This is a genomic window from Candidatus Eremiobacteraceae bacterium, from assembly GCA_035314825.1.
Lineage (GTDB): Bacteria > Vulcanimicrobiota > Vulcanimicrobiia > Eremiobacterales > Eremiobacteraceae > JAFAHD01.
In genome coordinates this window covers 1-9,809 of sequence record DATFYX010000026.1, presented here as the reverse complement: position 1 = coordinate 9,809, position 9,809 = coordinate 1, and the positions used below count along the sequence as shown (strand labels likewise).

The following is a 9,809-nucleotide window of genomic DNA, read 5'->3' as shown; positions in this document are numbered from 1 at the left end:
GATATCGCGCGTCTCGCCGGGACCGAGCGTGATCGTGTCCATCATCTGACGTGAGGCGGGTGCCACCGGCTGGCCGTCCACCGCTACGACCTGGAAGTGATGGCCGTGCGTGTGCATGGTGTGGAACTCGGTGCCGCTGATTTCGATCTCGCGGATGCGGATGCGCTGGCCCTGCGTGACCATGAACGGCTTGCCCAGCGGATAGCTCTTGCCGTTGATGCTGAAATAGTTCTCGCTCGTGCTGTGGATCATCCACGACGAGATGAGCATCAAGTAGTCGCGATCGGCCTTTGGGCCCGGCTCCGGAGCGCGCGGCTCGACGACGACGGCGCCATACAAGCCGCGGTCGAGCTGGTTGAGGTCGTCGACGTGCGTGTGGTAGATGTACGTGCCCGGCTGCTGCACGACGAACTGGTAGACGAAGCTTTGGCCGGGCTGCACCGGTGCTTGACTGAATCCCGGCGTGCCGTCCATGGCGGCCGGCACGTTCATGCCATGCCAGTGGACGGTCGTGGGCGCGGGGAGATGGTTTGTGAAGACGACGCGCAGCGTGTCGCCCTGGCGCACGTGGATGGTGGGGCCGGGGACGGTACCGTTATAGGTCCATGCGTCGACCTTCACGCCGGGCGCGGGCGTCCACGGTTTGACTTCGGCGATGAGATTGATGGTCTTGATCTGACCGCTTAGCAGCGGCGGCAGCGCCGGCAAGAGCGCGTAGTCGGCTTGGGCGTCGGCTTCGGCTTTGGCGACGATGGCGGGCGCAACGTCGGCGGCGACGGGGCCGGGCGGTGCTTGCTCGAGCGTGTCGGCGCGAGCCGGTTGGGCCGCGGCGCCGATCCACGCGGCGGCGCTGATGAGTGCGCTGGCGATGATGGCGGCGGCGGCTAGCGCGCGTCGCGCGGGTCTTGCGGCGGGCTTCAGCTTTACTTGCCTTTCGAGGCTTTCGGGTGCGGATGTTTGACGGTGATCGCGCCGGCGAGCTGCGTGCTCACCGAATGGGTCTTGCCGTTGACGCGCAGGTTCAGCAGCCCGACGGCGCGCTCGAATTTCTCGACGACTACCGCTGTGCCCGGCCGCAAGCCGATCTGCGCGAGATACCTGAGCAGCTCGGGCATATCGTGCTTGACCTCGAGCACCTTGGCGCTCACGCCGACCGGCAGCTCGACGAGGTCGACCACGTCATCATGGTCCCACAGCGAGCCGTCTTCGCGTGGAATCGCGTGGCCGTGCGGACAGGTCGTCGGCTCGCCCGTAAAGCGATAGAGATGACGTTCGACCAGCGGCGAGATCGCGTGCTCGAGGCGGCATGCCTCCGCGTAGGCGAACTCCCATGGGATGCCGAGATGATCGACCAGCAGTCGCTCGGCCAAACGCTGGCGGCGCAACGTGAGGGCGCCGATCTTCGCGCCGGCTGGCGTCGGGAACACGCCGTGGCGTCCGTCGTGCTTGACGTAGCCGTCGGCGTCGAGCTTCTTGAGCATCGCGGATGCGGACGCGGCGGAGACGGAGAGCTCGGCGGCAATCGCCGAGGTCGAGACGGGCTCGCCGTCCCGCTTGAGGCGCACGATCGTCTTGAGGTACATCTCGACGTTGGGACTGACCTCAGGCTCGTCGAGCGGCTCGACCAGGGGAGTCTTGAGGGCGGAGTTGAGCGCGCGTTGCGTGGGCATGTTAGCCTAGCCTAATTCAACGGCTCAGGCGAGCTTATCCTTCGGCCTCAGGCTGGGCTGAGGGTCCCCCGAGCGTTGTACCGGAGAACCGAGGGTACAAGGAAGCTGGAGGAACGTTGCTAGCGCTTGGACACGTTGTATACGTGGGGGTATGAATATATGAAACACACCAGACTCATCGCGGCCGGCCTGATCGGCGCGTTGCTGCTCGCGTTTGCGCCTAAACCGATGGCGCTCGCAGACGGCGCCGCCAGCACTCGCAATATCTTGATCGGCGGAGCCGCTGCGGCCGCAGCCACGCTGATCGTCATCAACCACAACAAAAAGGTGCATGAGAAATACGCACAGGATGCGCAGCAGCAAGCGGCGCTGGCCGAGCAGCGCGACAACGCGCAGGCGGCCGCGCAGCAGTACAAGACGGCCTATCAACATGAGACAATCGTCGCCAGCGAGCTGAAGAAAGAAGTGGCGATCCAGCAGCAACAGATCAGCAAGCTGAACGCAGCGGTCGCCGCGATCAGTCCGGCCGGCTCGAATTTCGTGGCGGCAAAGCCGGTCGTAGCGGTCCAGACGCCGGCCACACCCGTGAACTCCCAGATGGTCGCGTACGGATGGGGCACCTTTTGATCGCGTATAGCCGACTGATCATCGCATGCGTGCTGGCCGCAGGCCTGGTGGCATGCAGCCAGTCGCAGCACAACTCAAGCCCGCAAGACACGGCGACGGCGATCGCGCAGGCCCTGTACAATAACGACTACAATGGCGTCATCGCGAACTTCGACGACACGCTCAAGGGCCAGGCGACGCGCACGCAAGTCGCGATGATCTCCGACAAGATGCACTCGCTCGGCGACTTCCAAGGGCTGAGCGCGACCAAGAGCGACGACGACACGCGCCGTTACGTGTACGACGCGAAGTTCAGCAAGGGCGACATGACGGTGGAGCTGCGGCTGCACGCCAACGGACAGGTCGCCGCCTACCGCATCATTCCGAAGTAACGTACCGGTCGATCTCCCCAAGCCACGTTCGCTTCAGCTGCGCTGGAGCGAACGATGCTTTGAAACCGTTCCGGGCAAGGTTGACGAGCTCGATCTGCGGGAAGCCTTGGTCCGCCAGCTCGACGTATTCGTCCACCAGCGACGCGCCGAAAAACGCCGGATCATCCGAGCTCAGCGTGACGAGCAGCCCTTCGCTGAGGAACTCGTAGAGCGGGTGCGCCTTGATGTGGCGCACGGCGCCGGTGACGACGTTGCTGGTCGGGCAGGCGTCGATGGCGACCGAGTTGGCGCGCAGCAGTTCCATCGTCGCCTTGTCCCCACGAGCGCTCACGCCGTGGCCGATACGCTCGGCGTGGAGCAGCTCGACCGCGTCTTTGATGCTCTCGGGTCCGGCGGCCTCGCCCGCGTGTACGGTTCGGTGCAAGCCCAGCTCTTCTGCTTTGGCGAACGCGGCTTGAAAGTCGCGCGCTGGGAAGTTACGTTCGTCGCCGCCCAGACCGACGCCGACGACGCGATAGCCCCTGCAACGTTGGGCTAGCTCGAGATCTTCAAAGGCGTCGCCCTCACCAAGGTTGCGCACCATGTCGAAAAGCAGCAGCGACGACATGCCGAAATTGCTTTCGGCACGTCCGCACGCTTCGGCAACGGCGTGAACGAGGTGTTCGAGATTCAGGTCCGGTACGAACTTGCGTTGCGTCGCCGGCGATAGAAAAAGCTCGACATGACGCACGCCATCGGCCGCGGCCGATTTGAGATAGTCGTATGTTATTTCGGCGAAATCTTGCGGCTGCCTCAGCACGCGGACGACTTTGAGAAACGCGCGCAAGAACGACTCGAAGTCCGTACATTTGAACATCGCGGCGGGATCCTCGTTGGGCTCGATGCCGTTGCGCTTGGCGATGCGCACGTACGCTTCAGGCGAGATGGTGCCTTCGAGATGCACGTGGAGCTCGGGTTTGGGCAGCCCGCGGATCCATTCGCGGGTTATGGGGCTCATCGCGCGCGCAGGGCGCGCAGATAATCAAGGGTCTGGAGATCGATACAGCCGTCGTCGCGCACGCGGTTTTCGAGATTCTCGCGATGCATGAACGCGACCAAGACCTCGCGCGCTTTGGCGTCGAACGCAACGCCTTTGGGCAGCTCGCCAGCGTTGGCGAGCAGAGCCGCGATCTCGGCTCCGAGCGCATCATCGATCGGGATAATCTCGTGCGGCAAGGGCTTGAAACTATAGAGCTTGTGCATCTCGAGGATGCGCGCCAGTTCGTCGATCGGTCGCGAGTGGTCGTCGACTCTAAGATCGACGTAGCGATCGTTGAAACCGCTGTAGCCCCCCGCCGGTTTGGCGATATAGAGCGCCGCGCTTTGCTGGCCGCGCCGGTCGCCGCCTGCGGCTTGGCCAGCGCTCAATGCAGCGACCAGTCTGTCCGCGAGATGGCCCTTCGTTTGTTCGAAGCCGTCCACCATGGCATCGACAACCTTGGGACCGGCGAGTATATTGCCTTGCGCGGCGTAGTTGATGCCGTTCGTACCGCTGGCCCAATCCTTGCATTTCGCGCCGGTGTACGTGGCCGAACGTCCGTGCGCGTCGACGATGCCGACTTGACGTTCGTCTGCGTGCTCGTCGTCGGCGATCAGCGCGTTAATGGTTTCCTGCGGCGTCGCCCCTTTGCGCATGAGGTCAAGACCGCGTGGCCCGTACGAGGTGTTCGCCCATGATTGCGTGGCGATAGCACCCACGCCGGCCTCGGCCCACGGTACGGCTGACCCGACGGCGAGGAATTTCGATTCAACCGCGACACCGAGTTCGTTCGCTGCCGGATCGAATGCGACGATGCTAAAAGTCGAAGGCCTGAGCATGGTGGGCAGGTACGATTTGCGACTCCAACGTACCTATTAGAGCGGGGTGGAGCAGTCCGGTAGCTCGTCGGGCTCATAACCCGAAGGTCGGTGGTTCAAATCCATCCCCCGCAAGACACTTCTCGCAACCCCTTCTCTTTGGCGGCGTACCTGGCGCGATAACCGAACGCGCATGGACGCCGTCTCGGTTTTAGAGTCGTCTTTTAAGGCCGCCGGGCGGAATCAGGCCCGGGCTTCTTCGGCACATTGTAAACTCCGTATTTATGGAATCCGTCATGCAGCGGTGCGATGATGCCGTTATTCTTTGGGGCCGGGCGATGGAGCCTCGATTTTGGACGAGACGCAGAGCACGAATCGCCAACCCGCATGCGTCATTGCGGGCGCCGGCCCGCGCTTAGGTCTCGCGATCGCAAAGCGCTACGCTCAAGCGGGATTCGCGTCGTTCATGCTCCTGCGTGAGCCGCCGCGCATCGCAGCCCAGGCCGCTTCGATGCGCGCATGTGACCTATCCATTTTCCCGCTCCAATGTGACGTGAGCAACGAACCGGCCCTTGACCATGCGATCCACATCATTAAGAATCAAGCCGAGAGTTGCGACGTCTTTATTTACAATGCTTTTTCGCCCTCCCGTAAACATCTGTCGTTGCTCAATGCGCACGACATAGTCTCCGATTTCCGCGTGAACGTCGCCGCTGCGGTCTCGTTCTCACAGCTTGCGATAAGGGAGATGCGCCGACGCGGCGGGGCGATTCTGTTTTCCGGCTGCGGCCTCGCTCAGTCGCCGTCAGTGGAGCAGACATCGCTGAGCATCAATAAAGCCGCATTGCGCGTGTTCGTTGACTGCCTCGCCGAAGAGACAGAACCCCAGGGTATTCGCGTCGGTATCGTTACGATCGACGGAGATGTCCCAAACGACGCCGCCGCTTTGGGTTGTCTTGCTGAGCTTTACTGGAAGCTATTTGAGTGCAGTGAGCATAATCTGACGCGCGAACTGCGCTTCAAAGTCGACGCTGGCCAGGAACAATTCCCGATAGGGCCAGAGAAGTAAGCTCCGCCACGACCATTTACTACACTAAGGGAAATAACGTCATGGCGATGTTAATCTTTAACGCGAAAACGCTTGTGTGTGTGGCTACACTTGGAGTGATGCTTCTTGCTCTAAGCGACGCAACGTTTCAGACGCCGCACCTGGCAAAGGTGTGAAGAACATCGTACCAGTCCATGGTGCCTGGGCCAACGGATCAAGTTGAGCCAAAAGTTATTCCCCTGCTGCAAGCAAAGGGCTACACAGTCATCGCCGTTCAAAATCCGTTGACGTCTCTGAAGTGTGTCGCCTATTTGGGCGGAAATCCACAGTTACTCCTGGCTCCGAATTCGGGACGTGCCAGGCATTTGCCGACAAATCACGAGGCGCTGGACTGCAGCAACGAGCTTCGTCCTGTGGATTCATCCTCGCTGGTGCGAAGCTGATCCCGATAGCGCGAGCGAGCTCAGTTCCGCGATGGTGCTCAATTGGGCGCGCTCGAGATCGGACAACGCGTACTGGTCATTGTACAACGCCGAAAGCCGTGCGATAAGACCGTAATTGGACTGCACGTGTGCCATGGTGAAAAAGCTGCTCGACAAATCAATGGAGCTGAGAACATCGTTTGCTCGCGCGGCCAACTTCGGAAAGAGCTTATCGCGATCCGATTGGGTAATGAGCTCCCCGGGCCGCGTCATTACCGTCATGCAGTGCAGGTCATCGATGCCGGAGCTGCCACAGCGTTCTCGTATTAGCTCGAGCGCTTGCGTGACGCGCTCGCTCCCGCCATCGCTGTTTAACTCCGAGACCCACTGGCCATCTTCGGTTCTCCGGAACGTTATCGCAGCTACGGGTTTGACTTCGAGCATCAGAAATTCGCGCGCCGCTCTCAGGACCTCGAGATGCGAAGAGACACCCCACAGCCGCCGCGTGAACCGCCGTAGCGACCCGAAGGCTTCAAGCATCCCTAGCGCTCGCTCGGATAAGGACGTTGAACGAAGTTCCGGGACCGCGAGCCGAAATAAGATCGTTCGTTCATTCTGATTCAGCGCCAGTACGTCGGCGATCCGGTCCAGGACACGCGCTGAAACGCGCACGGGGCGATTCCCCTCGATCATCGCATACCATACGCGGCTGATCCCCACCGCCTCGGCAACTTCTTCCTGGGTCACCGGCTTGCCGACGCGCACGGGCATCCGCTCCACGGCACCCAGTGAACGGCTTTCGCGACTGATGCGGAGACGGCAGAACTTGACTAGCTCTGAGACATTTCGATACTCATCGATTTTCAGACATTCCAAAGACTGAACAACCGGTTTTTGAGCGCTCATTTTAATGGCTTGAGGCCCCTGACTGAGCGGTTGTAAACTGCGCATTTATAGCGTCTACGACATTATCGTATCATAATCGCCCTAAACATCAAGGGGGCACTAAATGCGGAACAGCCGGGCTTGGCAACCTCGTACCGGCCATCAAACATCCGTTCGGCCGGGTTCCTGGTCGCTGCCACGACGCAGTTTTCTTCTAACCGCAGTTGCTGCGCGAGATGGCGTCAAGGGAATGGATACGCAGGTTGCAGCTATGGATCACGCGCTCGACACGCTCACGAATGTGGTGTTGTAGTCGAGAAAACGAGAGCACTGTCATGAAAATTTTATCATTTATCGTGGCGTCAGAACTCGTATTGGCGCTCGTTGCGGTGCGCCCCGCGTTCGCCGGGCAAGCCCCATTTTCATCAGCCGCGCCTGATGTGCCGATCAGTCATCGCGACAGAGTGTACGCCGCGGAGCAATATTCGAACACGGTCTCCGTCACCGACCCCGCCAGTAATAGGCTCTTGGGGGTCATCCGTCTGGGCGACTTCATCGGCACGTTGAGCCCTCTCTATCGTGGGCAGCTGCTCGTGCACGGGATGGGTTTCTCGCCGAATCGTCGGACGATTGCCGTCGTTGCGATCGGCACGAACTCGGTGATCTTTATCGACACTCAAACGAATCGCATCAAGCACGTCACCTATGTCGGGCGCTCACCGCACGAAGTCTTCTTTACTCCGGATGGTTCGGAGGTGTGGGTGACGGTACGCGGGGAGAATTTCGTGTCCGTCCTCGATGGCACGACATACGAGATCAAGACGCGCGTTATCGTTCCGAACGGTCCCGGCATGCAGATATTCTCGCCCGACGGGAAATACGGGTATGTGTGTTCGTCCTTCACACCGGAAACGGTGGTCGTCAGAGTTGCTGACCACGCAATCGTCGGGCACGTCCATCAGGCGAGTCCCTTCTGCCCAAACATCGCGGCGACGCCTGACGGTAGGCAGGTGTGGTTCACATTAAAGGACACAGGCAAGACCGAGGTGTTTGATGCGCGCCCGCCCTTTGCGATACTGAAGACGATCGATACGGGGCCGCTTACTAACCACGTCAACTTCGCTCACAACGCCAACGGAACGTTTGCCTATGTGACGGCCGGTGGGCAGAATGAAGTTCTGGTTTTCCGCACCACCGACTTCACAAAGGTCGCCACGATTCGGGTCGGTAGGCTTCCTCACGGAATTTGGCCATCGGGAGATGGAAAACGCGTGTACGTAGGGCTCGAAAACGCCGATCGATTGACGGCGATCGACACCTTGACGAACACCGTCCTCGCGACCGTCCCCATCGGCCAGGCGGCCCAAGCCGTCGTGTACGTACCCGACGCCGTCCCGAGCGGCGCGGGCACGCAGGGGCTGCAGCCGCTGGGCGGTGCAGGCAACGCCGACTATCTGACACTGGTTTCCACATCTAAGAACGCGTCCGGCGACGATGAAGCGCCGACCAGTGTATCGCTATTCGACCAAGGACTCGTTCAGGTGCTGGAGGCCGCCGTAACCGGGCTCGAACCGAACAAACTCTACGTTCTCGCCCTATCACCGCACGCTGACGGCAGTGGCCCCTTGGAACCTCTATCCGCGTTCACGACAAATCCAGCGGGGTCGGCGGTAGTCAACGCTGTTGGTCCAATCCGGCAGGCCGTACGCGGCGAGGAGGGCGCGCAACCCCGGTTTCTGGTGATTGTTGATGGGACGCCGAGTAGTCTCGGCGCGCCTGTCCAGATCCAGGCACCTTGAACATGACAAATCTTGATGCCATTCAGGGCATCCGGCGAGCAGCCTGTCGCGAAGTCCGTGGCGCGCTGGGCAGGCCGATTTCCACGGCGCGACTAGGGAGGTTTTCATGAACAAACTAACGCTTGTGTTGCTCGGCGGGATCGCTGCGGTGGGCATCGCTTCAGTCGTGTCAGCCGATGTATCGTCGAGCGCGAGCAACACTCAGACCTGGACGAATAGCGGCAAGACGATCACGCTGACGGGCGAAGTGCTCGACCTCTCATGCTACACGATGGGCCAGAAAGGCATGAAGCCCGTGGCGTGGCCGTGCGGGCTTAAGGGCCAGCAGCTCGGCATTCAAACGCCAGACGGCAACATCGTCATGGTGATGAGCAAGAGTCCGTTATACGAGAAGTTGATGCCGTACGTCGATCAGAAAGTGACGGCGACCGGTACCCAGTTCTATCCACCCAGTTTCTTCGGCATTAGCGTTGAAGCGCTCAAGCCGACAGGATAGGAGCGTCCATCTAGTGGCAGGCGGGGAAAGCTAGCGGTGGTCGTTGAGGCCGCCGATCAGCCGACTCTTCTGACTCGCTCGGACCGGTGGCTCGCAAGGTCTTCGGAGAGCTCGTCGATCTGATGAATTCATCTTCCCCACGAATCTTTAGGGGCGTCTAATGCACCGAGTGCCTTGGACTGACCGGCTTGGGATAGGGAGCAAAGCCCCGCAATCACTTGCGGGGCTTGCGTTTTGAGAGGCGACGCTGATCGGGCTCGAACCGACAACCTCTTGCGTGACAGGCAGCCGCACTGCGCACCCCACAAGAGACATCCTAGGACGGCGACGCCACCGACCGCGTAACTTTGCAGAAAGTAAAGCATGCCGGGATTGTGGGCTCATGCTGGTTGCGAGATGTGCGAATCCATCCCCCGCAAGAAATTTGGGACAGGCGCGATCAGCAAATGATTTGCGCCTTTCTTTTTGAGTTGCCAACAACAGCAGGTGCGAACTGCAATTCTCGAAACAGTCGGTCGTCATCCAGCACAACTTCAATCCCAGCGTGACTCCAGTTGCCTTTAGTGCGGGGCAGCAGTTTGGGCGGCATTTCTTCGTCTCGGTGACTGAAGGCGGTTTTAGTTACTCGTCGTCACAGTCAGGCCTGTTTTATGGG

Annotated in this window: 10 protein-coding genes and 1 tRNA gene; 6 read left to right on the top strand and 5 right to left on the bottom strand. The window is 60.6% G+C overall.

What is annotated here, in order from left to right; all coding sequences use genetic code 11:
* Together VKF82_04200 and VKF82_04195 are read right to left on the bottom strand one after the other, a co-directional pair.
* Window positions 1-708, bottom strand: a 708-nt coding sequence (locus VKF82_04200) for a multicopper oxidase domain-containing protein (GenBank protein ID HME81260.1), incomplete at its 3' end; no start/stop codon positions are given.
* Window positions 709-923: 215 nt separating this feature from the next.
* Window positions 924-1,670 carry a metal-dependent transcriptional regulator gene (locus VKF82_04195; GenBank protein ID HME81259.1) on the bottom strand — a complete coding sequence of 249 codons (747 nt, stop codon included), beginning with the start codon at window positions 1,668-1,670 and terminating at the stop codon, window positions 924-926.
* Between the two features lie 159 nt (window positions 1,671-1,829).
* Between VKF82_04195 and VKF82_04190 the strand changes: the two genes are divergently transcribed.
* Together VKF82_04190 and VKF82_04185 are read left to right on the top strand one after the other, a co-directional pair.
* A complete protein-coding gene (locus VKF82_04190) occupies window positions 1,830-2,297 on the top strand; it encodes a hypothetical protein (GenBank protein HME81258.1) in 468 nt (155 codons plus the stop codon).
* Complete coding sequence (locus tag VKF82_04185) at window positions 2,294-2,668, top strand: hypothetical protein (GenBank protein ID HME81257.1); 375 nt, start codon at window positions 2,294-2,296, stop codon at window positions 2,666-2,668. The genes VKF82_04190 and VKF82_04185 overlap by 4 nt, the downstream gene beginning before the upstream one ends.
* On the opposite strand, the gene add is transcribed toward VKF82_04185, so the two are convergent.
* The gene (gene add / locus VKF82_04180) at window positions 2,655-3,665 is read right to left on the bottom strand and encodes an adenosine deaminase (GenBank protein ID HME81256.1); all 1,011 of its coding nucleotides are present in this window, start codon (window positions 3,663-3,665) and stop codon (window positions 2,655-2,657) included. The genes VKF82_04185 and add overlap by 14 nt on opposite strands.
* Complete coding sequence (locus tag VKF82_04175) at window positions 3,662-4,525, bottom strand: DUF1028 domain-containing protein (protein HME81255.1); 864 nt, start codon at window positions 4,523-4,525, stop codon at window positions 3,662-3,664. Before VKF82_04175 ends, add begins: the two co-directional genes overlap by 4 nt.
* A 40-nt stretch (window positions 4,526-4,565) precedes the next feature.
* Between VKF82_04175 and VKF82_04170 the strand changes: the two genes are divergently transcribed.
* Window positions 4,566-4,639, top strand: a tRNA-Met gene (locus tag VKF82_04170).
* 217 nt (window positions 4,640-4,856) lie between these two features.
* A complete protein-coding gene (locus tag VKF82_04165; GenBank protein HME81254.1) occupies window positions 4,857-5,573 on the top strand; it encodes an SDR family NAD(P)-dependent oxidoreductase in 717 nt (238 codons plus the stop codon).
* 398 nt (window positions 5,574-5,971) lie between these two features.
* Here VKF82_04165 and VKF82_04160 read toward each other — a convergent pair whose 3' ends face one another.
* Entirely contained in the window at window positions 5,972-6,925 is a 954-nt protein-coding gene (locus VKF82_04160; GenBank protein HME81253.1) for a helix-turn-helix transcriptional regulator, read from the bottom strand.
* Between the two features lie 269 nt (window positions 6,926-7,194).
* Between VKF82_04160 and VKF82_04155 the strand changes: the two genes are divergently transcribed.
* Both VKF82_04155 and VKF82_04150 read left to right on the top strand, forming a co-directional pair.
* Window positions 7,195-8,658 (top strand): YncE family protein, encoded by a 1,464-nt coding sequence (locus tag VKF82_04155; GenBank protein HME81252.1) that lies wholly within the window; start codon window positions 7,195-7,197, stop codon window positions 8,656-8,658.
* A gap of 106 nt (window positions 8,659-8,764) precedes the next feature.
* Window positions 8,765-9,154 (top strand): hypothetical protein, encoded by a 390-nt coding sequence (locus tag VKF82_04150; GenBank protein ID HME81251.1) that lies wholly within the window; start codon window positions 8,765-8,767, stop codon window positions 9,152-9,154.
* Window positions 9,155-9,809 lie beyond the last annotated feature (655 nt).